Source organism: Maribacter zhoushanensis (genome assembly GCF_029350975.1).
In the GTDB taxonomy this organism is placed as follows: domain Bacteria; phylum Bacteroidota; class Bacteroidia; order Flavobacteriales; family Flavobacteriaceae; genus Maribacter; species Maribacter zhoushanensis.
Genome location: NZ_JARKMR010000003.1, coordinates 186,371 through 213,345 on the forward strand (window position 1 = coordinate 186,371; position 26,975 = coordinate 213,345).

25 protein-coding genes are annotated in these 26,975 nt (G+C 34.2%); 15 read left to right on the forward strand and 10 right to left on the reverse strand.

Annotation, left to right across the window (positions count from 1 at the left end; translation table 11 throughout):
* Nucleotides 1–36: 36 nt before the first annotated feature.
* Entirely contained in the window at nucleotides 37–447 is a 411-nt protein-coding gene (locus PXD56_RS11250; protein WP_276493444.1) for a response regulator, read from the reverse strand.
* Nucleotides 444–3,098 (reverse strand): PAS domain S-box protein, encoded by a 2,655-nt coding sequence (locus tag PXD56_RS11255; protein WP_276493445.1) that lies wholly within the window; start codon nucleotides 3,096–3,098, stop codon nucleotides 444–446. The genes PXD56_RS11250 and PXD56_RS11255 overlap by 4 nt, the downstream gene beginning before the upstream one ends.
* Nucleotides 3,099–3,408: 310 nt before the next feature.
* Here PXD56_RS11255 and PXD56_RS11260 point away from each other — a divergent pair, with 310 nt between their 5' ends.
* The 7 genes from PXD56_RS11260 (at nucleotide 3,409) to PXD56_RS11290 (ending at nucleotide 10,577) form a co-directional block, all read left to right on the forward strand.
* The gene (locus tag PXD56_RS11260) at nucleotides 3,409–4,566 is read left to right on the forward strand and encodes an aminotransferase class I/II-fold pyridoxal phosphate-dependent enzyme (RefSeq protein ID WP_276493446.1); all 1,158 of its coding nucleotides are present in this window, start codon (nucleotides 3,409–3,411) and stop codon (nucleotides 4,564–4,566) included.
* A 4-nt stretch (nucleotides 4,567–4,570) separates the two neighbouring features.
* A complete protein-coding gene (locus tag PXD56_RS11265; RefSeq protein WP_276493447.1) occupies nucleotides 4,571–4,954 on the forward strand; it encodes a putative signal transducing protein in 384 nt (127 codons plus the stop codon).
* 6 nt (nucleotides 4,955–4,960) lie between these two features.
* Entirely contained in the window at nucleotides 4,961–5,578 is a 618-nt protein-coding gene (gene bioD, locus PXD56_RS11270; protein ID WP_276493448.1) for a dethiobiotin synthase, read from the forward strand.
* Between the two features lie 346 nt (nucleotides 5,579–5,924).
* Nucleotides 5,925–7,199: an adenosylmethionine--8-amino-7-oxononanoate transaminase gene (gene bioA, locus PXD56_RS11275; RefSeq protein ID WP_276493449.1), complete on the forward strand. Its 1,275-nt coding sequence runs from the start codon at nucleotides 5,925–5,927 to the stop codon at nucleotides 7,197–7,199.
* Nucleotides 7,200–7,207: 8 nt separating this feature from the next.
* Nucleotides 7,208–8,419, forward strand: coding sequence for a beta-ketoacyl synthase N-terminal-like domain-containing protein (locus PXD56_RS11280; RefSeq protein ID WP_276493450.1), 1,212 nt, complete (start codon nucleotides 7,208–7,210; stop codon nucleotides 8,417–8,419).
* A gap of 113 nt (nucleotides 8,420–8,532) precedes the next feature.
* Nucleotides 8,533–9,627, forward strand: coding sequence for a biotin synthase BioB (bioB, locus tag PXD56_RS11285; RefSeq protein WP_276493451.1), 1,095 nt, complete (start codon nucleotides 8,533–8,535; stop codon nucleotides 9,625–9,627).
* A gap of 77 nt (nucleotides 9,628–9,704) precedes the next feature.
* Nucleotides 9,705–10,577, forward strand: a complete 873-nt coding sequence (locus PXD56_RS11290) for a cupin-like domain-containing protein (protein WP_276493452.1) — start codon at nucleotides 9,705–9,707, stop codon at nucleotides 10,575–10,577.
* Between the two features lie 6 nt (nucleotides 10,578–10,583).
* Here the strand turns inward: PXD56_RS11290 and PXD56_RS11295 are convergent, their stop codons facing one another.
* Nucleotides 10,584–11,063, reverse strand: a complete 480-nt coding sequence (locus tag PXD56_RS11295; RefSeq protein WP_276493453.1) for a regulatory protein RecX — start codon at nucleotides 11,061–11,063, stop codon at nucleotides 10,584–10,586.
* Between the two features lie 115 nt (nucleotides 11,064–11,178).
* Here PXD56_RS11295 and PXD56_RS11300 point away from each other — a divergent pair, with 115 nt between their 5' ends.
* Entirely contained in the window at nucleotides 11,179–12,822 is a 1,644-nt protein-coding gene (locus PXD56_RS11300; protein WP_276493454.1) for a hypothetical protein, read from the forward strand.
* Nucleotides 12,823–12,920: 98 nt separating this feature from the next.
* Here PXD56_RS11300 and PXD56_RS11305 read toward each other — a convergent pair whose 3' ends face one another.
* The 3 genes from PXD56_RS11305 to PXD56_RS11315 form a co-directional block, all read right to left on the reverse strand.
* Complete coding sequence (locus tag PXD56_RS11305) at nucleotides 12,921–14,108, reverse strand: tRNA modification GTPase (RefSeq protein WP_276493455.1); 1,188 nt, start codon at nucleotides 14,106–14,108, stop codon at nucleotides 12,921–12,923.
* Nucleotides 14,109–14,198: 90 nt separating this feature from the next.
* On the reverse strand, nucleotides 14,199–15,746 hold the full coding sequence (locus PXD56_RS11310) for an Rne/Rng family ribonuclease (RefSeq protein ID WP_276493456.1): 1,548 nt from the start codon (nucleotides 15,744–15,746) through the stop codon (nucleotides 14,199–14,201).
* A 259-nt stretch (nucleotides 15,747–16,005) separates the two neighbouring features.
* The gene (locus PXD56_RS11315; RefSeq protein ID WP_027065813.1) at nucleotides 16,006–16,296 is read right to left on the reverse strand and encodes an HU family DNA-binding protein; all 291 of its coding nucleotides are present in this window, start codon (nucleotides 16,294–16,296) and stop codon (nucleotides 16,006–16,008) included.
* Between the two features lie 127 nt (nucleotides 16,297–16,423).
* On the opposite strand from PXD56_RS11315, the gene mutY reads away from it, so the two are divergent.
* From mutY to PXD56_RS11340, 5 genes are read left to right on the forward strand one after another with little or no spacing between them, the layout of a single operon-like run.
* A complete protein-coding gene (mutY, locus tag PXD56_RS11320) occupies nucleotides 16,424–17,473 on the forward strand; it encodes an A/G-specific adenine glycosylase (RefSeq protein ID WP_276493457.1) in 1,050 nt (349 codons plus the stop codon).
* 27 nt (nucleotides 17,474–17,500) lie between these two features.
* A complete protein-coding gene (locus tag PXD56_RS11325; protein WP_276493458.1) occupies nucleotides 17,501–17,971 on the forward strand; it encodes a single-stranded DNA-binding protein in 471 nt (156 codons plus the stop codon).
* Between the two features lie 20 nt (nucleotides 17,972–17,991).
* A complete protein-coding gene (locus tag PXD56_RS11330; RefSeq protein WP_420828447.1) occupies nucleotides 17,992–19,320 on the forward strand; it encodes a gliding motility-associated protein GldE in 1,329 nt (442 codons plus the stop codon).
* Nucleotides 19,310–19,870 carry a gliding motility lipoprotein GldD gene (gldD, locus tag PXD56_RS11335; protein WP_276493459.1) on the forward strand — a complete coding sequence of 187 codons (561 nt, stop codon included), beginning with the start codon at nucleotides 19,310–19,312 and terminating at the stop codon, nucleotides 19,868–19,870. The genes PXD56_RS11330 and gldD overlap by 11 nt, the downstream gene beginning before the upstream one ends.
* A 9-nt stretch (nucleotides 19,871–19,879) precedes the next feature.
* A complete protein-coding gene (locus PXD56_RS11340; protein ID WP_276493869.1) occupies nucleotides 19,880–20,827 on the forward strand; it encodes a pyridoxal-phosphate dependent enzyme in 948 nt (315 codons plus the stop codon).
* Between the two features lie 10 nt (nucleotides 20,828–20,837).
* On the opposite strand, the gene PXD56_RS11345 is transcribed toward PXD56_RS11340, so the two are convergent.
* Together PXD56_RS11345 and PXD56_RS11350 are read right to left on the reverse strand one after the other, a co-directional pair.
* On the reverse strand, nucleotides 20,838–21,260 hold the full coding sequence (locus PXD56_RS11345; protein ID WP_276493460.1) for a hypothetical protein: 423 nt from the start codon (nucleotides 21,258–21,260) through the stop codon (nucleotides 20,838–20,840).
* Between the two features lies 1 nt (nucleotide 21,261).
* Nucleotides 21,262–21,633 (reverse strand): heavy-metal-associated domain-containing protein, encoded by a 372-nt coding sequence (locus PXD56_RS11350; protein ID WP_276493461.1) that lies wholly within the window; start codon nucleotides 21,631–21,633, stop codon nucleotides 21,262–21,264.
* A 157-nt stretch (nucleotides 21,634–21,790) separates the two neighbouring features.
* Between PXD56_RS11350 and PXD56_RS11355 the strand changes: the two genes are divergently transcribed.
* On the forward strand, nucleotides 21,791–22,681 hold the full coding sequence (locus tag PXD56_RS11355) for a DMT family transporter (protein ID WP_276493462.1): 891 nt from the start codon (nucleotides 21,791–21,793) through the stop codon (nucleotides 22,679–22,681).
* Between the two features lie 68 nt (nucleotides 22,682–22,749).
* A complete protein-coding gene (locus PXD56_RS11360) occupies nucleotides 22,750–23,493 on the forward strand; it encodes a head GIN domain-containing protein (RefSeq protein ID WP_276493463.1) in 744 nt (247 codons plus the stop codon).
* Between the two features lie 70 nt (nucleotides 23,494–23,563).
* Here PXD56_RS11360 and PXD56_RS11365 read toward each other — a convergent pair whose 3' ends face one another.
* Together PXD56_RS11365 and PXD56_RS11370 are read right to left on the reverse strand one after the other, a co-directional pair.
* Nucleotides 23,564–25,636, reverse strand: coding sequence for a M16 family metallopeptidase (locus PXD56_RS11365; RefSeq protein ID WP_276493464.1), 2,073 nt, complete (start codon nucleotides 25,634–25,636; stop codon nucleotides 23,564–23,566).
* A gap of 8 nt (nucleotides 25,637–25,644) precedes the next feature.
* Nucleotides 25,645–26,967: a M16 family metallopeptidase gene (locus PXD56_RS11370; RefSeq protein ID WP_276493465.1), complete on the reverse strand. Its 1,323-nt coding sequence runs from the start codon at nucleotides 26,965–26,967 to the stop codon at nucleotides 25,645–25,647.
* Nucleotides 26,968–26,975 lie beyond the last annotated feature (8 nt).

Consider the following 26,975-nt stretch of genomic DNA (forward strand, 5'->3'; position numbering starts at 1 on the left):
TATGAATCTACAAAAGTAAAATTAGAGAAAAGTGGATTATATGATTTGATTTTTTTCAAACCTATCTTCAATACTATCTTTTATTCCTTTTAATAAAAATTCTGTAATTGGTTTGGTAACAAAGTCGGCTACTAAGGCTTTTTTCTTTAATTTTTCTATATCATGCCTATAGGCAGATGAGGTAAGAACAAATACCATACAATTATCAGTAGAAGCAAAAGATTCTAACTGGTCCATAAATTCCCAACCGTTCATTACAGGCATATTTAAGTCTAGAAAAATAATGTAGTTTTTCTGGTCTGAATATTCGTTTGTCAAATATTCTATTGCAGGTTTTCCATTAGAAAAACTTATAGTCTCGCCTTTTAAATCTGCATGTTTAATTCCTTTTTCTAGTAAAAAAGTGAATATAGGGTCGTCCTCAATAAGTAATATTTGGTAATTCATTTAATATCTTCTATCTCAATTGCGTTAATGGTATTTTCAACAATGTCTTTAATGACATGGTCAATTTCATCTGCAGAGGTGATTATATAATTAAGAACTTGTTCTCTTTCTTCTGATTTTAATTTCTCTTTGTCGTCTCTTAAAAGATCTACTAAGCCCATTAATCTAGCAACGGGAGCTCTTACTATATGAGACTGGGTCCATGCTATTTTTTTAAGTTGGGCATTTTGCGCTTCTATAGCCCTTAAATGTTGCACCTTGGTGGTAACATCTTTAGAATTGACGACGATACCTTTAATGGTGGGCTCATCTATTTTATTGGTTATAGCGGTTTCTAACCAAACCCAATGACCGGCACCGTGCCTAAATCTAAATGGTTTAATGTTTATATGTGAAGAATCTATAATCTTTATAAATTCATTGTATACATAATCATGGTCATCTGGATGTACATAGTCGAAAGCATTACGCCCAACAAATTCTTCTGGTGTGATCTCTAAAATTTTGGTGGAAGTTGGGCTGGCATAAGAGAAAACAGCATTTTCATCAACTATACAGATCATGTCGCTGCCTTCTTGAACTAAAGTTTTATATCGTCGTTCGCTATTTTCTAATTGTTTTTCAGCCTTTTTCTTTTCAGTAATATCTCGTGTAGTAACTACTACTCCGCTTATTGAAGGTTCATTGAGTTGGTTGGTTACTATGCTTTCAAACCATTTCCATTCACCATTGATATCTCTAAATCTAAACGAATCTATTTCAATAGAATAATTATCTATTATAGAGTTAAATTTTTCTTTGACCCTTTCTAAATCATCTATATGTATATAGTCAAATGCGTTAGTGCCAATATACTTTTCTGGAGCGGCACCTAGTATTTTTGTTGTACTAGGGCTTACATATGTAAAATTACCTTCTAAATCTATAATAGATATAATGTCACTACTTTCCTGTACTAAGGTTTTAAATCTACGTTCACTGTTTTCAAGCTGAAATTCGGCTTTTTTCTTTTCGGTATTATCTTTTGCAATACAATAAAAAACACCCTCATTTTCATCCCAGTTAGATGACCAAAGCATGGGTACTACATGCCCGTCTCTATGAATATATCTATTTTCAAAATTCAACACTTTCTTGCCAGAAGTAGCAGTGGCGGCAGAATTTTTTGTACTAGGCTTATCATCTTCATGAACTAGCTCCATATAATTGGTGCCAATAATATCTTTAGGGTCATATCCCCAAATAGCTTTACTTGCTTGGTTTACACTTAAAAAATACCCTTCTTCGTCAATAGTACAAATAATGTCTAAAGAGGTATCCATTATCTTTTGCATTTCTTCTTTGGCACTGATCAGTACCTGTTGTGATAAAACTTCTGAAGTAATATCTTTTGAAAAGCAGGTAATACCAGTTATTTCACCTTCTTTATTATACATAAGATCAAAAGAGGTAAGACCATAGGTAGTCCAAAACTTTTTTGGGTTTTGAATTTTCTGTTTTACCGAGAACCTACCGTTGGTAAGTGCTCTCTGATAATATGATTTCCATTTATCTGTTACTTGTTGAGGTACGGCATCAGAAAAAACAGGGTCACCTTCTTTAAAAGGATGTCCTTGAATTTTTTCAACTAAATCATGAAAAGCGGTATTTGCAGTAATAAGATTAAAATCTAGATCAATGGACCACATTAGATCACGAGAACTGTTGATCATTGCATCTTGATTGTTTTTAATCCTTTGAAGTTCTTTGGTGTAACTTTTCTTTTCGGTAATATCTTGTACGGTACCGTACATTAATTGTGGCTTTTTATCATCGCTCCATTGAAGTACTTTTCCAATTTCTTGAAGCCATTTGTAATTGCCATCATTTTGTAGCATTCTGTATTGTACGCTACAACCTACCGAAGGGTAGGTAAAACAAGCTAACATTTTTCTTTTTACTTCAGGTAAGTCTTCATCATGTATAAGATCAAACCAAATATCAGTATTAAATTCTGATAAAGAATCTCTGTTAATTCCATAAATTTCAAGAGCTTGATCATTAAGGGTAAGCAGATCTTCATTTAGATTTCGCTCCCATATGCCAATTCCCGTAGCATTGACAATATTGTCTAAAAGTTTTCCTTTTCGTTCTAAGTCTAATTTTTGATCTTCTTCTGTTTTTTTAGATTTACGAAGTTCAAATAATTGTACAACTTGTTTTGCAAGTGTTTTTAGACTGTCAATTTGCTTTTCGTTAATCTGCCTTGGTTCATAATCTAGCACACAAAGCGTTCCAAGTCTTTCTCCATTTTCTGTAGTTAAGGATGCACCTGCATAAAAGCCAATATTGGGGTCGTTTTTAACCATGTTATAGTTAGAAAACCTTTTGTCTTTATGCATGTCTTCTACAACTAACGTATCTATATCATCTATAATAAGATGCTTGCAGAAAGAGTCCTTTAAGGGTGTTCCGTTTATTTCTACTCCTAAATGAGATTTGAAGAATTGTCTTTTATCATCAACCAATGATATAATACTTGCTGGGGTGTTGCAAATAGAAGATGCCAATGATGTTATCTCGTCATAGATCGCTTCTGGAGGCGTATCCATAATGTCGAAAGACATCAATGCATTTAGTCTATTAGTATCTAAGATATTATCCCCTTTCATCTAATCCTGGTCAAAACACAATTAAGTTAATCTAATACTTTAACGTCAAAGTAGGAAATTTCTTTAGAAAAAGAGGCAAAAATATGCTTTAAGTTTGTTTTGCACACTAATTTATCGATTTATTTTTTAATAATTAGGCATATTTTAGTCTTTGTAAGTGATTATTAATCAATAATATAAATATAAAATTAATAGTGATTTTAAGAAAATACCGATATTTTTTTACTTGAACAGATATAACGCTGAGAAAAAATATTGTAATTCGTTAATAATATGAAGATTCATTTCATAGAAAAGCTATTTTTGCGATATGACCCAACTGCCAAAAAAATTGCTGAGCGTACTAGCAACCCGTAAAAAAGAAGACACGTTTCGCACATTAAATTCTATAGAAGGTTTAATTGATTTTCTTTCCAATGATTATTTAGGTTTTGCCACTAATGAAACTTTGTTTTCTAAAACGTTTCAATTGTTGCTTACAGAAAGTGTAGCTTCCAATGGTTCTGGAGGATCAAGGCTTTTATCAGGTAATCACAAATTGTATATTAAGTTAGAGTCCTTATTGGCTAGTTTTTACAAATCTGAAGCCGCTTTGGTCTTTAATTCTGGCTATGACGCCAATATGGGTTTGTTTAGTGCTTTGCCCCAAAGAGGAGATTTAGTGTTTTATGATGAATTTGTTCACGCTAGTATAAGAGAAGGTATAAGAATGAGTCATGCAAAAGCATACAGTTTCTCACATAATAGTTTATCGAGCTTAAAAGAGAGAGTAGCATTGAATATTGCTAGAAACGAATATGAAGATAGTGCTGTGTATGTTGTTACGGAAAGCGTTTTTTCCATGGATGGCGATACACCAGATTTAAAAGCTTTTGTAAAATTCACAAAAGCTAATGGTTATAACTTCATTGTAGATGAAGCGCATGCCGTTGGTATTTTGGGGAAGAATGGAGAAGGGTTAATACCGCAATTAGGTCTAGAAAAAGATGTTTTTGCCAGAACCGTAACTTTTGGTAAAGCCTTTGGCGGTCATGGAGCATCGGTACTTGGTGCTGAAAATTTAAAAGATTATTTGGTGAATTTTGCCAAGCCGTTCATTTATACTACAGCGTTAACGCCACATACGCTAGCCACAATTATTACCGCTCATGAGTATATGGGCGAATTAGGTGAAGATCCAAAAGAGCTATTAAAAGGGAATATAGAATTTTTTAAGGAACAGTTAGGTATGCATAAAATTGAACAGTTTTTTATACCTAGTGATACTGCCATACAAGGGTGTATTGTTTCTGGTTCTAAAAAAGCGAAACTGGTGTCGAAAAAATTAATCGATAAAGGTTTTAATATTAAAGCAATTCTTGCGCCAACCGTACCAGAAGGTCAAGAACGATTAAGAATATGTTTACATAGTTTCAATTCTAAAGAAGAAATAGGGTTGTTGGTAAAATTGTTGGCTGGTTTTATTTAAGAATATGGAAGATAAATTTTATCAGTTGGCATCTTTTGAATATGTTGCCGATGTACAGATTGTAAAAGGTAAATTAGAGTCTGAGGGTATACCCGTATTTCTAAGAGATGAAAATACCTTAAATTCTGATCCGTTAATTAGTAATGCCATTGGTGGTGTTAAATTACAGGTGTATACAAGAGATAAAGAAAGAGCTATTGCCATTTATGACGATATAAGAGCTTATGCCGTAGATATTGATGGTGAGGCTATTATTTGCCCAAATTGTAAGGCTAAGAAATCAGAACCATATTATAACAGCACAGGATTATTTTATAAACTTTTTCCATTTTTTGAAAAAAGAAAATATAAGTGCCTAAATTGTGGCATGATCACTAATTCAAAGTAATAAGTAATGCAGAAAATATTTGTAACAGGAATTTCAACTGAAGTGGGTAAAACAATTGCATCGGCAATTTTTACCGAGGCATTAAAGGCAGATTATTGGAAACCTGTACAAGCTGGTGATTTAGATAATACAGATACTGATAAGGTAAAAAGGCTCATATCAAATGATACCTCAAGATTTCACGAAAGTAGTTATAACCTAAAAGCGGCTATGAGTCCGCATGCTGCAGCGGAGATAGAAGGTATAGAAATAGATCGGTTTCATATTGTTGAGCCAGAAACAGAAAATAACTTGGTGATCGAGGGTTCTGGAGGTATTTTGGTTCCGTTAAATGATGAAGACACTATGTTCGATATCATTATGCCCGATTATAAAGTAGTGGTAGTTTCTAGAAATTATTTAGGGAGTATAAACCATACACTTTTGACCATTAAGTGGTTGTTGCAAAAAGGATATGAAGTTTCGGTACTGTTTAGTGGAGAGGCCAACCCGCATACAGAAAATATTATTCTTCATAAAACAGGAGTGTCTTTAATTGGTAGAATAGACGAAGAAAAAGAATTTACCAAAGAGGTCATTAAAAAATATGCAGATAAATTTCAAGGAATATTGAAAACACTTTAACCAAGTTTTATTCTGCTTTTTTAATGTTAAGAATTTCCATATTTAAAACTTGATCTTCTTTTTGAACATATTGACTTCAACATTTTTTTAATTTGATGGTTTTCTATCGGTACTCTAGTCTTTAGAAGGTGTAAAATCTGCGTAATCCCTTAAATAGTATCATAAAAGATTAAAAGCCGTGTATTAAGTTGAAATGCGTATTAACTGTCTTGTTATACCTTTGAAGACAAAAAATTTCTATTGACATAGAAATAAAAGGCATTTTTGTTTCTTTCTACAGCACTTATTTATTGCAGTTTATTTCCCGATCTTTGTAAGATAGATAAAATGAAGAATTATAAATTCTATGAAAGTGGAAAATCTATCGAGTCGAGATAAAAAATATTTATGGCATCCATTAACCCAGCATAAGTTGGGCAAGCCACAGTTACCAATAACTAGGGCAAAAGGTGCTTTATTGTTTGATGAAGAGGGGAAAGAATATATTGACGGAATTGCATCTTGGTATACCGTTATGTACGGTCATGCAAATGAAGATATAATCTCGGCAATGACCCAGCAAATGCAGAAGTTAGATTTTGTAATGTTCAGTGGCTTGACGCATGAGCCGGCAATAGAATTGTCTGAAAAATTAATGGAAATTTTACCTGGAAATCAGGCAAAAATATTCTTCAATGACAATGGTTCTACAGCTATTGAGGCGGCAATTAAAATGTCACTTCAGTATTTTCACAATAATGGCGAAAAAAGAGATACGTTGATAGCTTTTGAAGATGGTTTTCATGGCGATACGTTTGGGGCAATGAGTGCATCTGGTTTGTCCTCTTATAATGGTCCGTTTGAAGAATTTCTTTTAAAAGTCGTTCGAATTCCTGTTCCACAAGAAGATAATTTAGAGGAGGTTAAAAGTATGCTTTCCCAAATTTTAAATGAAAACGAGTGCGCAGCTTTCGTATTTGAGCCTTTGGTACAAGGTGCCGCAGGTATGAAATTTCATAGCACTGAAGGGTTAGATGCTTTAATTGGACTATGTCAGAAATATGAGGTTTTGTGTATTGCCGATGAAATAATGACCGGATTCGGTAAAACAGGAAAGAACTTTGCTTCTGATAATTTAACCAACAAACCCGATGTAATCTGCTTAAGTAAAGCATTGACCGCAGGCATGTTTCCTTTAAGTATTACAAGTTGTTCGCAGAAAATATATGATCGCTTTTTAAGTGATGAGGTTCATAAAGGCTTTTTTCACGCACATACGTTTAGTGCACACCCATTAGGTTGTGCGGCGGCATTGGCAGGAATAAAACTATTGAATTCTCCAGAGATTTTAGAGAGAAGAGCTGATATTGAAAAATTACATAACTCATTCGCTGATAAAATTAAAGATCACGAAAAAGTGAAAGATGTTCGCGTCAAGGGTGTAATTTTAGCCATAGATCTCAATATTGAAACGGAACGCTATGGTAATTTACGGGATGAGTTGTATGGCTTCTTTTTAGAAAGAGGGGTATTGCTAAGACCGTTAGGTAATACAGTTTATGTGTTACCGCCATTTGTTATTACAAATCAAGAATTACAAAAGGTTTACGATGCCATTACAGAGGCATTCAATACATTTTAGTCAAGAAATTGAAAGAAAAAATATCTATAACATCCATAGCTTCGATTTCTCCATTAGGGAGCACATTAGAAGAAACGTGGAAAGCATATCAGAATGACAATCATTACTTTTCTTTATCAGAAATAAATGGTTCTAAAACTTGGGTGGCAGGCATATCTGCATCTGCAAAATTAATGGTAGATGAACTAAGAGAATCTGATAGTAAATATCGAAAACTAGATGATAGTGTTTTATTTGCTATGGTGGCATCAAGAATGGCAGTAGCACAATCTGGTTGGAAGAATACTTCAGAATTCGGAATCAATATGGGGTCCTCTAGAGGGGCTACAAAATTGTTCGAAGCCTATCATTCAGAATTTCTGGAAACAGGAATTTCATCGACCTTAAGTTCACCTACTACCACACTTGGTAATATATCATCATGGGTTTCTCATGATTTAGGCGCAACCGGACCAGAAATATCGCATTCCATTACCTGTTCTACTGGTTTACATTCGGTTTTGAATGGTGTGGCGTGGTTAAATAGCGGAATGTCAGGCAAGTTTTTAGTAGGTGCCAGTGAAGCTCCGCTGACCAATTTTACCATTGCCCAAATGAAGGCATTGAAAATTTATGCTAAAGCACCGGAGTCAAACTCGGGATTGGTAGTTGATGTTTCAAAGGTAACTGAGCGTAGCCAAAGTTACCCGTGCCAGTCATTGAACATGGAAAAGGAATATAATACCATGATATTGGGTGAAGCGGCATCTGTAGCTTGTCTAGAGGCAGGAGTGGTGGAAAATGCATTAGCAGTGATTGAAGGAGTGGGATTTGCCACTGAAATATTAAAGCATAATACCTCTATTTCTGCAAATGCAATTTGTTTTCAAAAATCCATGAATATGGCTTTGGGAAATATCAATTCTGCTGAGGTAGATGCAATAGTTATGCATGCACCAGGTACTATAAAAGGAGATTCATCAGAATATAATGCCATTAAAGAAGTTTTTGGCGATGATATGCCTCAATTGACCACAAATAAGTGGAAGATTGGTCACACATTTGCGACGTCAGGTATGCTGAATTTAGAGTTGGCGGTTTTAATGTTGCAGAACAATAAGATGGTTTCGGTTCCTTTTTTAGAGAAGAAATTCAAAGAAAGAAACCTTAGAAAAATACTTGTAAACGCTGTAGGTTTTGGTGGTAATGCAGTCAGTATTTTAATAAGTAAAAATGAATAAGTAATTGTAACAGATGATGGAAATGAGCGGTAAGTCATTATTTTAAAAACATCCAATTATTTTTTCAATTTAAATTCCGTTATTTTTGAACTCTGGTAACAACCTAAGATTATATGAGCGAAGCAAGACATAATTGGTCAAAAGAAGAAATCCTAGAAATATACAATAAGCCTTTAATGGAGCTACTTTACGAAGCTGCAACTGTACACAGGAAAAATCATGATCCTAATACGGTGCAGGTTTCTACGCTGCTTTCAATTAAAACAGGCGGTTGTCCAGAAGATTGTGGTTATTGTCCGCAAGCTGCACGTTATCATACGGATATTGAAGGTAATGACCTTATGGCCGTTTCTCAAGTAAAAGCTCAAGCGTTAAGGGCAAAAGCATCAGGTAGTTCTCGTGTATGTATGGGTGCTGCATGGAGAAATGTAAAAGATGGTCCTGAGTTTGATCAAGTATTAGAAATGGTGCGTACCATTAACAAGCTTGATATGGAGGTGTGTTGTACCTTGGGTATGATTACGGAGAATCAGGCAAAACGTTTGGCAGAAGCTGGTTTATACGCTTACAATCACAATTTAGATACTTCAGAAGATTACTATAAAGATGTTATTTCTACACGTGCCTTTGAAGATCGTTTAGATACTATTGAAAATGTACGTAAAAGTAATGTAACCGTTTGTAGCGGTGGTATTATTGGTATGGGTGAGGCATTAGAAGATAGAGCAGGTATGTTGGTAGCTTTAACTTCATTGAATCCGCAACCAGAATCAGTGCCAATTAATGCATTAGTTGCCGTAGAAGGTACACCAATGGAAGATATAGAGCCAGTTTCTATATGGGATATGATACGTATGGTAGCTACAACAAGAATTGTAATGCCAGAAACTCAAGTTCGTTTATCTGCAGGTCGTACAGAAATGAGTAGAGAAGGGCAGGCAATGTGTTTCTTTGCGGGAGCAAATTCAATTTTTGCTGGCGACAAGTTGTTGACTACTCCGAATCCCGATGTAAATGAAGATATGGCCATGTTCAAGATGTTAGGTCTAAATCCGCAAAAGCCATTTACAAAAGTGTCACAGCCAAAAACGGTAGAAGCAGAAGATTCTCAACTAGATTCTTTGGGTGAAAAACCAAAATGGTCTAGACCGGGTCATTCTATTGAGCGTAATGAAAATGCGAAGCAGAAAGCTAAAGTTGTTGAATAATACTACATTATTACATTTTTAAGAAATTATTTTCTTAACGTTAATTACCTTTGGCATCCCTAAAAAACCATTTGTAATTGAAGTTAGCAGATATCCCCAGGGTAAAACATATTACCAAGGACACTTTTATTAACGACTACTTTAAGCCTCAAAAACCTGTTGTTTTAGAACAGGCAATTGAAGATTGGCCTGCTTTTAATAAGTGGAACCTAGATTATATTAAAGAAGTAGCCGGAGATATAATTGTGCCTTTGTATGATGATAGACCGGTACAACATAAAGATGGTTTCAATGAGCCACATGCTAAAATGAAGATGGCAGCTTATGTTGATCTATTAAAGAAGGAACCTACTAAGTTTAGAATTTTTCTTTGGAATATTTTAAAGGAAGTGCCTGCGTTACAGAAAGATTATAAGTTCCCTGACTTCGGGTTAAGGCTTTTAAAAGGTGTGCCTATGATGTTTTTTGGCGGACGCGACTCGTACACTTTCATGCATTATGATATTGATCTGGCGAATATTTTTCACTTTCATTTTGATGGGGAAAAGGAAGTAGTGTTATTTCCGCAGTCAGAAACCAAAAAGCTTTATAAGGTTCCACATTCTCTAATTACACATGAGAGTATTGATTTCTCAAATCCTGACTATAATAAGTGGCCGGCGTTAAAAAATGCAAACGGATTTAAAACGACTTTATCACATGGTGAAGTATTATATATGCCAGAAGGTTATTGGCATTATATGAGATACAATACGCCTGGTTTTTCAATGAGTTTAAGAGCGTTGGCACGTAATCCTAAAAACTTGGCAAAAGCATCGTATAACATACTTATAATGCGTTATTATGATGTGTTAATGCGTAAGCTAAAAGGGCAAGATTGGATAGATTGGAAAAATAAAGAAGCTATTTCTAGAACAAATAAGAACAATAAGGTTTTAGTAGAAAATTAGTCAGACTTATTTTATAAGTTCTTGCAGTTTCTCATACACCAAATGACTTTCCCAGCCTCTGTATAGAAGGTAATCTGCTAGTTTTTTTCTGCGCTTTTGAATATTGGTTTCGGTGATCTGTTCTAGTCTTTTATGAGCTAAATCATCTAAGGTAGTTAAGTATGCTTCAGGTTCAATCTCTTTTAGGGCAGTGGTAATATTGTATTTAGAAATATTTCTAAACTTTAGTTCTCTAACAATTCTAATTTTTCCCCATTTTTTAATATTGAATTTACCACGGGCAAAGCTTTTGGCAAAGCGTTCTTCATTTAAAAATCTGTCTTCAATAAGCTGGGCTATAATGGTATCTACCGCTAAAGGGATCATACCCATTTCCTTTAATTTTGAAACCACTTCTTTGTGGCAGCGATCTTGGTAAGCACAATAGCTTTCTATTTTTTTGGTGGCTTCTTGAACAGTGTAGCCTTTTGATTTTGAAGTAGACAAAAGTATATTTATTATAATTGAGAATAAACGTTAGGTAAATTTACCATAACTTATCTATATGTTGAAATTTTATAATATTTTGGGCGATTGCGAGTTTTATAATAAATTATTGAAGATGAGAAAATTGCTATTGCTAGTATTTGTTTTTTCGATGTTGACTGCTTGTGACGAAGAAGAAATAATAGTTAATGAAATAGAGTTAAATGATATTACAAGTAACATATTAATAAATAACCCTATTATTTATGAGTCAACTGATGTCAATATCACAGTTGAAAATAATAGTGGTGCAATAGAATCTATAATAGTTTATTTTAATGATGAAATTATTTTGAATTTAGAGAATAATTCAAATGTCAACTTTAGTTTCAATCCTGAACTATACCCAACTGGATTAGCAAATATTAAGATTGAAATAATTGAAAAATCTGGTGGGGTTATTTCAAAAATTTATCCAATTACAATTCATAGAAAGTTATTAGACGTTGAATTAGATAATTACTTTTTTCGTAAAGGAAATAAAGATTTTATGATTTTTGCATCAGCATTTGATGGTTCACTGTTAGCTACTAGGTTGATTGATTCTACTCCAATATCGTTTGTTTTGTCTACTGAAGTAGATATAGATTTAGAAACACCTTATATGTTCACTATTGCCTCAAGAAACGAATTCGTAGATATAGAATATGCAAATTTATATACTGTAATGGATGTAACAAGGTCAGGTTTTAATGAATTTAGACCAAAATCTCCACGAAGAAGTGAGTATTCTAAACAATATAAATTAAACACTATTGGTTTTTCGGAGGATGTAATAATTGAAGGATCAATCAACCCAGGGTATTCCACAGGTTATGATCATTTGGATTTTTCTTTTTCTTTAACAAAGTATGAATATTTAAACGAGGATAATAATATAGATACTTATTATATCAACGCTTATAATCGAAATACTAGACAAGTAAGTCACATGTGGATTAACGATGATACTTTGTTAAATAATCAAGAATTAAATGCGAATGAATTATCTACAGAAGACCAGATTGAAGGTTTTGTAGATACAACTTATTCTGATGGTTTAGAGAATGATCATACTAGAATGCTTCAAATAAGAGGATACCAAAATGAAAAAGATTTTAAAAATGATAATCATCATGAAATTTGGCGAAGTGGTCATACCACAACGCAATCACCTGATATGTACATTCAGCCTATAGAAGATTATGTGTTAAATACATCATTTTATAAATATTCACATTTCTTACGTTTAGAGGATTATATAACAAATAGGGCTGGTATCCCTTTTGAAAAATATAATATACCAAATTGGGATTTAGATTTTCAAATTATTGATAGGCAAATAAATTTAACAGTCAATGGAAGTGGTCATAATGTAGGTAAATTGTTAATTTCTTCAGGAAATTCGGCTGATGAAATCCCTACTGTTGAAGGTAAATTAAACCATTATACTTGGAACATTAATTTTGATAGTAATAAAACATCAATAATTACACTTCCTGAGGTTCCTCAAGAAATTAAAAATTGGAGTTTTGGAAAATTTTATAATTCATCTAGTCTAAATGTTAAATGGTTTAGAGTAGAGAGGTATGAAAATATAGAAGATTATGATAATTATTTAAATCAAATTATAAGGGAGAATAAAATTCTATTTCAAGTAAGCCCTTTATTTGAGGCAAAATTTATATCTAACGACAATTATAGTGATTTTATGTTCGATTCAGGTACATTTTTTGATTAACAATTTTAAAAAACATAAAACCAAAAAAAGCGACCCTGTTGAGGATCGCTTGGTATTTATTGTTAGTGCAATACAGCACTACTTTAAATTATCGCCTATTATAAAAAGTTATAGCCTAGTACCACAGAAAGTACTTTATAACTTGATGATATTGCAGCGTAGTTGCTTAATAATTCTCGTCTAGGGTTATAGTTTAATTTGATACTTGCATTTTTATGAGCAAAGCCTATCCCAAAATTAAATGAAGTTCTTGGTTTAATTTCAAAGTCACTACTAGATTCGAAATCTATTTTTGAATCTAAAGCTGTATCTATTTGAAATGCTGAATTTATGAATATCCTGGAGTCTGAATTAAGAAAAAAGTAGTGTCTTAACCCTAAAGATGTTTCAATAGATTTATAATCTACTAATACTTTTTGAAATTCTAATTGTTCTTCACCTTCAAAACTTTGATATATAGGTTGAATAAATAATGACCATTTGTTTTTATTAAAGGGAAGTATAGCTTCAATTTCAACTCCGAATCTTACACTAGAATTATTTTCAAGTTCAAAATTAGTACTAGGTTGAGGAGAATTAAAATCCATTGAAGCAGAATTAAGTCCGGCTCTAATACCTACATTAAAGGCATCACTCTTTTTCTTGTTTGAAATTCTAGAATCCACATAGTTAGGGTCTTTGCATTGATTGTATAAGGTAAAAAATGAGAGTAGCTCAGTTTTTTTGTAATCAGTTGCTTTTACCTTATCAAGGGATAAATTTTCACATTTAAGATTGTCCCAAAGCTGCTTTTTGTATTCAGTATTCTCTCCAATGAGATTGTTTTCATTAAGATATTTTTTATAGACTAATTGTTTGGTTGTATTGCTGTTCAGATTGTAAAAAAATCTTATTAAGTTACTATCTTCATAATAATATAAATTAGCGTCTCCTTCAGTTAGTTGTTCAAGAAATAAAGTTTCTGATTTAAACTCAGCTTCTTTGGTCTTACTCAATCTCTTAAGAATGTTTTTAGACCTATCGATTTCTACTTCTTTTCTTATAAACTTTTTGCCGTTTTCAATTGAAAATTCTGCTATGTTGTAAATGCTGCCCTCCTGAATTTCAGCATTTAAATCTTTTTTAAATTCAAATGTAGTTGGGTTATTTTTCCAACCATTGTTTTTAATAAGGCAATACTTCTTTTCACCAGTATTATCAACTATGTATCCTGATTCAAATGTGATTTGGGCAAATGTGTTCAAACTTATAAAAAGCAATAAAAATAAAGATAGCGTAGATTTCATTTGGTCTTTGTATTGGTTGTGATTAATAAAGTATGTCCGTTAATTTTCGGCAACAAAAAAAGCGACTCCGTAAGGAAATCGCTTTTTTTATTAATATATTGTTTTGCCGTCTTTATTTTTAAAACGGTATTCAAGATACGTATACGCATCACGCGGTTGAATTTTTATCCACTTTTTATACTCTAAGAACCATTTTGTTCTCATTGATGGAAAACCTTTTGTAATATAGGCTGCTATAAAAGGGTGTATATTTAAAGTTATACTGCTATCCTTTTTAGGGCCTTTAAGAAGTTTTTCAAGGTCCGCTGTAATTTTATCTATTAAAACAATAGGTGCTTCCACCTGTTTCCCTGCATTGTTAGGGTCCTCTTCAGTTGTTTTAATATTCATTTCAGGTCGTACCCTTTGTCGGGTAATCTGAATTAAACCAAATTTACTAGGAGGTAGTATTTTATGCTTGGCACGATCATCTTTCATCTCATCTCTAAGATGTTCAAAAAGCTTCTTTCTGTGTTGTGGTTTTAACATGTCGATAAAATCTACCACTATAATTCCGCCCATATCACGAAGACGTAGTTGTCTTGCAATTTCAGATGCGGACAAGAGATTTACCTCTAGGGCAGTATCTTCTTGATTCTTAGCTTTGTTTGATCTGTTGCCACTGTTAACGTCTATAACATGAAGTGCTTCAGTATGCTCTATAATTAAATAGGCGCCTTTACTCATAGCTGCAGTACGGCCAAAAGACGTTTTAATCTGTCTTTCAATACCAAACTTCTCGAAAATAGGTACGTTAGTGTTATAGTGCTTAACGATGCTCTCTTTTTCTGGAGCGATCTCTGCCACATAATCCTTAATTTCATTAAATAAGGTGGCATCATCTACATGTATTCCGGTAAAACTATCATTGAAAACATCTCTTAAGATAGAAGATGCTCTATTGAGTTCTACAAATACTTTTGATGGTGTTTGAGCACGATGTAATTTTTTACACATTGCTGTCCATTTGTTCAGCAAGTTTTCTAGATCTTTGTCCAGTTCTGCGACTTTTTGTCCTTCTGCGACTGTTCTAATGATAACACCAAAACCTTTTGGTTTAATGCTTCTAACGAGTCTTTTTAACCTGTCTTTCTCTTCTTTGCTACCTATCTTTTGAGATACGGATACACGATCGGAGAAAGGAACCATTACCAAGTAACGCCCAGCTATTGATAGCTCAGAACTAATTCTTGGTCCTTTAGTAGATATAGGTTCTTTTACAATTTGAACCAATAATGATTGGTTCGCTTTAATGACATCGGTAATAACACCATTTTTGTCAATATCGGTTTCGAACGGGAAATTTTCTAAAGTGTAATCCTTTAGTTTTCCTGTACTCACTTGTTTAATGAACTTAAGCATTGAAGATAACTGCGGTCCAAGGTCATGATAATGCAAGAATGCATCTTTTTCATAACCAACGTTTACAAACGCTGCGTTAAGACCGGTTACCGGTTTTCTGATTTTGGCTAGAAAAATATCGCCAACAGAAAAGTCGTTACTGTTTTCCTCTTTATGTAGTTCAGTGAGTTTTCCGTCCTTTAATAAGGCAAAGTCAACAGATTGGGAACTAGATCTTACGATTAATTCTCTATTCACCTGAATATATTTTTAGTCGTTTACCTAAAAAATAGGTAACGAACTGATTAAACAATACCATAGACAAATACAAATGTATCTGCCGAAATCCAAACTCTGGATCTCTATGTCAATGAACGTATTTTAAAAAGAAAAAGTAGTTATAAAACTACTTTTTCTTGTGTCGGTTAGCTCTTCTACGCTTCTTGCGCTTGTGTGTAGCTACCTTATGTCTCTTTCTTTTCTTACCGCTTGGCATAAAGTTCTTTTTTTAAGTTAATTATTTTACGTGTACGTTGCTCTTAACTCCTTCTACAAAAACCTTTGCAGGCTTAAATGCTGGAATGTTGTGAGCGGGTATTTTAATAGTTGTGTTCTTGGAAATGTTTCTACCGGTTTTTTCGGCTCTAGTTTTAATGATAAAACTACCGAAACCTCTTAGGTAAACATTATCACCACTTTCTAATGATGTTTTTACCTCTTCCATAAAAGATTCAACAGTTGCCTGTACATCTCCTTTTTCAATTCCCAGCTTATCTGAGATCTTCGATACAATTTCCGCTTTCGTCATCTTTCAATATTAGATTTTCTGTATGTTTTTTCGGGTTGCAAATATATAAATTAAATTCAATCTTTCTTTCTAATGGGTTAATTTTAAGTGTATAAACTGCTACTTTTATGACTTAGTATTTAAGAGCATGTCATTTTCGGGTAAAATATTAGATTGGTATCATACAAATAAGCGCAGTTTACCATGGCGCAAGACTACTGATCCATACAAAATATGGCTGTCAGAAATCATACTTCAGCAGACACGTGTAGCTCAGGGAACCCCGTATTACCTAAGGTTTATTGAAAATTTCCCTACGGTAAAAGATCTTGCCGATGCAGAAGAAGAGAAAGTTTTAAAACTTTGGCAAGGGCTAGGGTATTATTCTAGGGCAAGAAATCTACATGCTTCTGCTAAAATGGTAGTAGAACAGTACAATGGTGAATTTCCTGACAATTATAAGAAACTTTTAACACTAATAGGGGTAGGTGACTACACCGCTAGCGCCATTTCATCTATATGTTTTAACGAGCCGCATGCGGTGGTAGATGGAAATGTCTACAGAGTACTCGCTAGATATTACGGTATAGATACACCTATTAATAGCACTGAAGGCATCAAATATTTTAAATCGTTGGCTCAAAAAGTCATGGATTCAGAAGAAATAAGAGACTATAATCAAGGTATTATGGAGTTTGGTGCAATACAGTGCTCGCCCAAAAAGCCTTTATGTTTGCTTTGTCCTTTAAATGATAGTTGTGTGGCATTGGAAAAAGGCTTGGTAGATGTCTTGCCGGTTAAGTTGAAGAAGACAAAAGTGCGCAGTCGATACTTCAATTATCTTATACCTATATATAAGGATACGGATGGAAACCAATTTACAAGGTTAAATCAAAGAACGGGTAAAGGTATTTGGCAGAATCTGTGGGAGTTTCCTTTGTTGGAATCAAATGATATATTAGAAATAGATGATATTACTATAAGGTATAAAGGAACCCTACATGATATACAGTCTAATGAAGTGTTGTCATTTAATGAGAATTCTATAGTTCATAAATTGTCGCACCAGCATTTGCATACAAAGTTTTGGTTGGTCTATACAAATGATGATTTTAATGATATGATTCCGGTTGAAAAAATAACCGATTTTCCTGTACCTGTTTTAATCGCAGATTTTATCAAAGCATTTAAATTTTAGTACTTTTGATTTTTATATCTTTAAGTTATGAGCGGTACATTAAATAAGGTGATGTTAATTGGGCATTTAGGTGATGAAGTTAAAATGCATTATTTTGAAGGAGGCGGTAGTATTGGGAGGTTTCCAATAGCTACAAATGAGACATATACCAACAAATCTACTGGTGAACGTGTTACAAATACAGACTGGCACAATGTAGTGGTTAGAAATAAAGCTGCTGAAATTTGTGAAAAATATCTAAGCAAAGGAGACAAGGTATATGTAGAGGGCAGATTGAAAAATCGTCAATGGCAAGGTGAAGATGGTAATACCAGATATTCTACTGAGGTACATGTACAAGAATTTACATTTTTGACTACTAAGAAAGAAGGTATGCAGAATAACGGTGGTTCAGCTCCTGCTGCTCAAAAACCGGCAATTACTGAAAATAAAGCACCATCTAAAGCATCTGCCCCTGCACCTACAAGTTCAGAGGATGATGATGATTTACCATTCTAACAATATTTAAATAACAACTATTGGACCCAGAACCCTTACCGTTATTAATGACAACATTGGTTGTAAACGGTGTTTTTGCAATGAATATAGTTGTACTATGCGTACTACTTGTTTGCTCAGCGCTGATTTCTGGTGCTGAAGTAGCTATGTTCGGCTTATCTACGACAGAAATAAAGGAGTTGCAAGATGAGAAAACTGCTAAAAGTTCTATTTTAATCAAACTTCTAGAACGACCAAAAAAGTTGTTGGCCACTATACTGATAGCCAACAATGCTATAAATATTGGTGTGGTTCTATTGTTCAGTGTTATCGGTGATACACTTTTTGAAAATATCAATAGAATATGGTTCGGTGTACTTTCTGAGCGGTTTCTATTAGAAGTTGTAGTAGCTACTTTTTTAATTTTAATGTTCGGTGAAATTCTACCAAAGGTTTATGCCAATAGAAATAGAATGAGCTTTGCCCATTTTATGGCTTACCCTTTAAGAGTGTTAGATTTTATTTTTTCACCGTTGAGTTTACCAATGCGTTCAGGTACATTGTTTCTGTACAATAAACTTGGTAAACAGAAATCAAGTTTAAGTGTGGATCAATTATCACAAGCTTTAGACTTAACTTCTCAAGGCGATACTACCAAAGAAGAAAAAAAGATTTTAGAGGGTATTGTAACTTTTGGTAATACTGACACCAAGCAGGTAATGCGACCTCGTATAGATATTTTTGCCCTTAATGAGCAGATGAAATTTCCAGAAGTGCTTGGGGAAATTAAAAAGCATGGATATTCAAGAATCCCGGTTTTTGGCGAGAGTATAGATACCGTAAAAGGAGTGCTGTATGTAAAGGATCTTTTGCCTTATCTAGATAGAAAAACTTTTAATTGGATGTCCCTGATAAGAGAGCCTTATTTTGTTCCTGAGAATAAAAAATTAGATGATTTGTTAGGTGAATTTCAAGAGAAGAAAAATCACTTGGCTATAGTTGTTGATGAATACGGTGGAACCTCTGGACTGGTGTCTTTAGAAGATATTATTGAAGAAATTGTAGGTGATATTAGTGATGAGTTTGATGATGAGGATTTAATCTTTTCTAAACTAGATGATTTCAATTATGTATTTGAAGGAAAAACACCTCTTAAAGATTTTTATAGAGTAATTAAGCTAGAGGATAATGAATTCTTTGAGGAGAATAAAGGAGAATCTGAAACCCTGGCAGGCTTTGTATTGGAAAAAGCCGGTAGTTTTCCAAGACGTGGAGAAAAAATAATATTTGAGTCTTATACCTTTGTAGTGGAAGCAATGGACAAGAAAAGATTGAAACAAATAAAAGTAACCTTACCACATGAAGAGTAAGTCATTCGTTAAGTTTTTTGTAGTGTTTTTGTTAATAGTCAGCTGTAAAGACGAACAAGTGCTGCCTAAGCCGAAAGCAAAAATGCGATTAGAATATCCGCAGGGTAAGCTGGCAGATCTAGAAACTGAGAATTTCAGTTTTAAATATAATCAACTGGCAAATGCAGAGCCAAATGGTGATCAAGCCTATACGATTTCTTATCCAGAGATGAAGGGAGCTATTTTCTTAAGCTATAAAAAGATTAACGGTAATTTGTCTCAGTTGATTAATGATTCTAAAAGACTTAGTTACGAACATGCTGCAAAGGCAGATAATATAGTAGAACAACCATATGTAAATGCTGATCAGAAAATATATGGTTCTTTATTTGAGGTTCAAGGTAACGCGGCCTCACAATCGCAATTTTTTGTAACCGATAGTACAGAGCATTTTTTAACAGGTTCCGTTTATTTTTATACGAAACCTAATTATGATTCTATTTTACCTGCGGCATCATATCTTCAGAATGATATAAGAGGGATTATTGAAACCCTAAGGTGGAAAAAATAAAGAGGTATGATGACAAAACAAGATCTATTAAATTGTCATAAACGAATTGCTCCATTTGTACACAATACACCCGTACTAACATCAAGGCTGATTGATAAGGAAGTCAATGCTCAGGTATTTTTTAAGTGCGAAAATTTTCAAAGAGCAGGGGCTTACAAAATGCGTGGCGCTACCAATGCTATTCTACAGTTATCAGAAGAGCAAAAGAAAAGTGGAGTAGTAACCCATTCGTCCGGTAATTTTGCCCAAGCCTTATCGTCGGCGGCTCAGAGTATTGGTGTAACGGCACACATTGTAATGCCAAATACAGCGCCAGAAGTTAAAAAAGTTGGGGTCAGGGAGTATGGTGGTAACATATACGAATGCGAGCCAACGGTAAAAGCAAGACAATCTTTAGCAGATGAAATAGGAGAGAAAACGGGAGCAACTTTTGTGCATCCTTCAAATGATAATGATGTTATTCTGGGTCAAGGTACCGCAGCATTAGAATTGCTAGAAAAACAACCCGATTTGGATTTTATATTTTGCCCTGTTGGCGGTGGCGGTCTTATTGCCGGATCTGCGTTGGCGGTAAAATATTTTGGTCATAACTGTAAAGTATATGGAGCAGAACCTTTTGAGGCAGATGATGCCTACCGCTCATTACAAAGTGGTAAAATAGAAAGTAACGAAACCACCAATACCATTGCAGACGGATTAAAAACAATGTTGGGAGATAAGAATTTCCCAATTATAAAGGAGCTAGTAAGCGGTATTGTTAGAATTACCGAAGATGAGATCGTAACCGCTATGAAATTGGTTTGGGAGCGTATGAAAATAATCATAGAACCCTCTAGTGCTGTAACTGTGGCTGCGGTTTTGAAACAATCAAAAGCACAGCCAGAAGTTTTTCAGGATAAAAAAATAGGTATAATAATTTCAGGCGGCAATGTAGACCTTTCTAAATTGCCCTTTTAGTAAAAGTTTGTTATTGCTTGCTAAGAATTTCTTCAGCACGTTCAATACTAGAATTGATGTTCTCTTTTACTTGTTGAACTTTCTCTTCTTCTTCATTTAGCCATTCTTTCTTTTCGTCAGAAAGTTCTTTGCCGTTCATGATCTCATCAGCATCAAAACGGTCGCCAAAACCTTGCATCCAATCCATCATTGATCTATTGGCTTCTTGAAGATCTTTCATCGCTTTTGCTTCAACTGATTCAGCTCCTAAAGAATCTGCCATTGGTTTTAATTGTCCTACCAATTTACCCAATGTTCCCATTTTTGGCATTACTTCATCATGAATGCTCATTACATGCTCCATTTTAGAAGGCTCCTCTGTTTTTTTAGTTTCCTTGCATGCTATAAAGGTTAATAATGTAGCTATAGTAATTGTGTAAAGTATCTTTTTCATCTTAATTGTTTTTAGGGGTAACAGCTGTAATAGTTTTAGTAGATGTAATGGTATAAACGTAATCTTTTACTTTGGTGTCGGTAATTATTGTCTTTACCTCTTCAAGAGTAATAATGTTATGGTCAAAAGTTATTAGACCGCTTTTGTTTTTAAAACTGATATCAGAAGAAACAACGCCTTCACTCTCCATTAAGTTTGATGATATTTTATCTGCGCAACCTTCTTGGCAAGCCATACCTTCTATGGTAAGTAAAATGGTGCTGCTGTCACTAACTAAATCTTCGACAATTATAGTTTCGCCTTCTTGAGCTAAAGAAACTTGTGTTGTCAATGTAAATATGGAAACGAATAGAATTAATATTTTGAACTTCATTGTTTTAGATTTACTATATGCTTGATAAAAGCAAATATGTTTATAGTGTAAAGATACCAAATATGTAAAATGCTTTAATCAATGAATTTTAAAAATATCTGGTTATCAGGTTGGTTTGATTAGAAAAAAGCTCACTTTTGTTTTAAAATCATCGGCATTGAAGAATATAGATCAAAAATGGATTTACCTAGTAGTGCTATCGCTTATATGGGGTTCTTCATTTATCTTGATCAAAAGATCTTTAGTGGGGTATACGCCTTTGCAGGTAGGCGGTTTAAGAATTGTATTTGCATCGGTGCTGCTATTTATATTGGGTTTTGGATCTTTAAAAACACTTTCAAAAAAAGATTGGAAATGGGTGACTGTTGCTGGACTGTGTAGTTCTTTTTTTCCACCATTTTTCTTTGCCTTGGCGCAAACTGAAATAAGCAGCGGTATAACTTCAATTTTAAATTCTGTAGCACCTTTGTTTACTACCTTGGTAGGGCTAGCACTTTTTGGGCTCTCATTAAAGGGTAGACAGGTTCTTGGGGTTTTGATTGGTTTGTTCGGTACCGTGGTTCTTATTGCAGCTGGTATGGAGAATAATGTAGATCAGAATTATTGGTACGCACTGTTCATTATTGTTTCCGCTTTGGGTTATGCCTTCAATATCAATATCATTAAAAAGCATTTATCTCATTTAACCTCTTTGGCTGTAACTACGGCTAGTTTTGGGGTGGCCTTTCTTCCTGCGTTAGTAATATTGGTGTATTCTGGCGTGTTTCGGCAGTTTGTGGGTAATAGCGCTATGCATGAAGCTGTTTGGTATATAATGGCATTGGCATTTTTAGGTACGGCATTGGCAAATATTCTGTTTAATAAATTGATAAAATTATCTAGTCCGGTATTTGCGGCTTCCGTTACATATTTAATACCACTTGTTGCCGTTTTATGGGGTTTCTTAGATGGTGAGAACATAAATATTCTACAGTTGTTAGGTGGTCTCATTATACTATTTGGGGTATGGCTGGTAAATAGAAAAAAGACAATAGTTCAGCAGAAATAATTGTTTCTACTGTAACAAAATGATTTTTGGCTTGTCTTTGTATAGAACTAATCAAAAAAACGGAAATCATGAAAAAAATTATAGGAGCACTATTGGCGGTAATATTGACGGGTGGTGCTATTCAGGCACAAGAAAAAACTATCAACGTAAAATCTTTTGATAAATTGATTGTTAGTCCGCACATAGCAGTAAATTTAGTGGAAGGTGAAGAAGAAAGTGTGGTCATTGAAAATGCAAAAATTTCTTTAGATAAAATAAATGTAGAAGTAGAAGGCAGAACTTTACGTTTGTATTTAGACGGAGCCAAAGTAGTAACAAAATCTGAACGAATTTCAACTGATCAATGGCGTGGTAGTAAAGCACTTTATAATGGCACAATGGCAACTGCAACCGTTACCTATAGAAAGTTGGAAAATTTATCAATAAGAGGAGAAGAGGTCGTGAAATGTAAAAACCTGTTCACAGCAGATGATTTTAAAATGTCTTTGTATGGCGAGGCAAAAGTGTATTTTGATTCGGTTTCTATAGATGAGTTAACAGTAGCTATCTATGGCAGCAGTTATTTAGAAATAGGCGAAGGTGCTGTGGCTAGACAGGTATTTAGAGCTTATGGTGAAAGTGAAGTGAATACGGTAGGGATGATGGCAGAAGAGACTAAGATTACCGCTTATGGCGAAAGTAATTTTAGAGTTAATGTAAAAGATAGGTTAAAGGTAACGTGTTACGGAGAAACCAATGTAAATTATATGGGCAGCCCAGAAGTGGATAAAGGATTAATTTTTGGCGAAGCAACTATTAGAAAAATAGGATAAACTTAACCTGTAGATTGGAAAACAAAAAACCCGCTTATAAGCGGGTTTTTATTTTTAAGCTAAATTATTGTTATTCAAAATCGGTAGGTGATACACCGTCATTGACTTTGATTTCAGAAACTATAAATTCAAAAGATTGAGGACCTACAGTTTGTATTATTTTAAAAGGAAACATTATACCTGAAACTTCTTTGTAATCTTCAAAGTTAGAAGTGCTAGAAATTTGTTGTCCTTGCATTTCGGTTACGGTAATCTCTTGTAGTTTAAGTCCGGTTTCGGCATCGAAGAAAGCAGATTTGTTTTCTCCAATTTTTAATTTGTAAGCATTTTTATCACCTACCATTTCCATGCCTTCTATCGTTACAGACTCATCGTTTACTAATTGCAGTTCAGTGAAAGGAGCAGATTCTTTTTTAATGGCATCCAGTTCCTTTTCTTCAAGATCTTTACGTTGGCCTTGCATTATCATATAACCGGTATCTCCATTTAGAACTTGTTTGCTTACAGAGTTGCCCATCATTTGTACATCTTGCATAAGTTGGTCGCTAGATGTTTTTTTGACATTTAAGTCTAGCTTCATTCCCTGCATTTCTGCAGCGGCCATCATGGCCAAGGTGTTTACGCTCTCAAGTTTGTCTTTACCGCCAATAGCTGTAATGTATTTTTCAAGTACCGATTGCGCAGATACATCTGTAGGCACAGCAACATTGTAATCAGGGGTTTCAACTCTGTCGGCAGTTTTAGAATAGGCAAGAACCGGAAGTTTCTTTCCTTTATAGTCTATGTTTTGTAGACCTGAAAGAATGTCACTTCCTTTGCCAACAACTATTACTCTAGCATTATCTACATTAAAATACTTTTTTGCGGCAGCTTCTACTTCTGCTTTACTAACCTTGTCTAACTTCTCAAGAAATGATTTGTAAAAGTCTTTAGGTAGATTTTCTTTTTCGATATTCAAGGCGTATCGAGCAATAGTTTCTGGATCTTCTAGTGCCATTATGAAACTGCCGGCATAAATCGCCTTGGTAGTTTTTAATTCGTCTTCTGTTACGGGCTTAGTGATAATTTGTTCAAGCTCTTTCAATATTTGAACTACAGAACTATCTGTTACCGTATTTCTTACCTCTACAGAAGCGGCAAATCTAGAAGGACCGTATTTGTCATTTCCTAAAGAGGAATATGCGCCATATGTATATCCTTTATCTTCCCTAAGGTTGAGGTTTAATCTACTATCAGAACCACCACCAAAAATTTGATTCGCCAATAAAGCAGCGATAAAATCGTCATCGCTCATTTTTAGGTTTACAATATTCTGTACCGTAATTTCAGATTGTACCGCATTTGGCATATCTACAAAGTTGATTTGCGTATTGGGTACGTTCTTAGGTTGAGAATAAGAGAAACTTGGTGGTACGGCTTTTGTCCAAGAAGTAAAATATTTCTCGGTTAATGACTTTACTTCTTCAAGGTTGACATCGCCAATTACAATTAGGTATGCATTTGCCGGCACAAAGTATTCTCTGTAAAACTCTTCAACATCACTAAGGGTTACATTGTTTACGGTCTCTTCGGTAGTAAATTCACCATAAGGATGATTTTTACCATAAGCTAAAGCTCTTTGAACTCGGCTAGAAATTGATGAAACTACTTTCTCTTCAGATTTCAACCCTGTAATAAGTTTATCTTTTTCTTTATCAAATTCCTCTTGTGTAAAATTTGGATAAATAGCGGCATCTGCCATTAGCTCCATCATCCTTGGAAAGTATTTAGAAAGCGATTGGGAATATGCAGTTTGAGAGCTAAAATAAAGTCTGGCTCCTAAAAAATCTATTTCTTCGTTGAAAGCTTCTTTCGTAATATTTTTAGAACCTAGCCCTAAAAGACTTCCAGTTAAACTTGCTACACCAGCTTTGTTGCCTTCTAATATTGGCGGGTTATCTATAGATAATTGCATAGAAACCCTAGGTAGTTTGTGATTCTCTACAACAAGTACCTTTAATCCATTGTTGAGGTTGAATGATTGTGGTACTCCTAAATTAATTTCGGGAGCTGGTCCTGGTTTGGGCATGACCGTGCGGTCTACCTGTGCTTGTACGGCAATAAAGGAGAATAGTGTTAATAGTAATATATATGTATTTTTCATAATCATTTTTAGTTTGCAGAATTTTGTTCAGGTAAATATTCTAGAACCAATCTTTGGTTGGGCTTTAAATATTTGTTGGCTACTTCTTTAATTTCTTCTCTTGTAATAGATCTGTAAACTTCTATTTCTTTATTAATAAGAGATGTATCTCCATAAAGGGCATAATAATCAGCAAGCGATTCTGCAATACCTTCAATACTAGAATTACTGTTTACAAATCGGTTTTCAAACTTGTTCTGTAGTTTTTGATAATCATTTTCAGAAATAAGTTCATTTCTTAATTTCTCAACTTCAGTTTCAATAGAAGTATTAAGTGTGCTCAAGCTGGTTTCACCCACCGGAAGTGCAAAAACAATATACATACCGTAGTCTTCTAAGGTTACCGGTATGGCACCGATTTGTAATGCCTGCTTTTCTTCATCTACCATTTTCTTGTAAAGTTTTGAAGAAGGTCCGTCAGATAAATAGGTAGAAATCATTTCTAGTACTTGGCTATCTCTATTTTTTAGACCGGGAGTTCTATAAGCGATCATAGTAGCCGGTATTTGAATGTTAGAGTCGTAAGCCTTTGCATTAATTTCTGTTGTGATAGGATTTTCTTTTGGAAAGCTTCTTGTAATTTCTGCTCCCTTAGGGATATCCTTAAAATATTCTGAAATCAACTTTTTGGCATTTTCGGTTTCAAAATCTCCTGCAATAACCAAAACGGCATTGTTGGGAGAGTAGAATTTTTTCTGGAAAGCTTTGAATTCATCTAGAGTAGCGGCATCTAAGTCTGCCATTTTTCCAATAACAGTTTCTTTATAAGGATGGCTTTTAAATAGATTCTTTTTAATGTTTTCTATGAATTTGCCGTAAGGAGAATTATCAACGCGAAGTCTTTTTTCTTCTTTGACTACTTCATTTTGCGTGTCAACACCTTTTTGGTTGATAACGGGGTGAAGCATTCTTTCAGATTCTAGCCAAAGACCTAATTCTAAATTGTTAGAAGGAAAAACTTCATAGTAGTAAGTTCTATCTTCATTGGTAGTGGCATTGCCTGATCCGCCGTTTGCGGATACTATCTTATCCCATTCTCCTTTTTCAATATTTTTTGTACCCTCAAAAAGTAGGTGTTCAAAAAAGTGTGCAAACCCTGTTCTTTGTGGGTCTTCGTCTTTAGATCCTACGTGGTAAAATACAGAGATAGAAATAATAGGGGCGGTGTTATCTTGATGTAGAATAACGTGTAAATCGTTTTCAAGGTTGTACTCTTCGTAGGCAACTTCTTGTGCGAGTCCGGCAAATCCAAAAACGGATAGTGCCGAAACCAGTAGTAATTTCATTTTCATTTAAACTG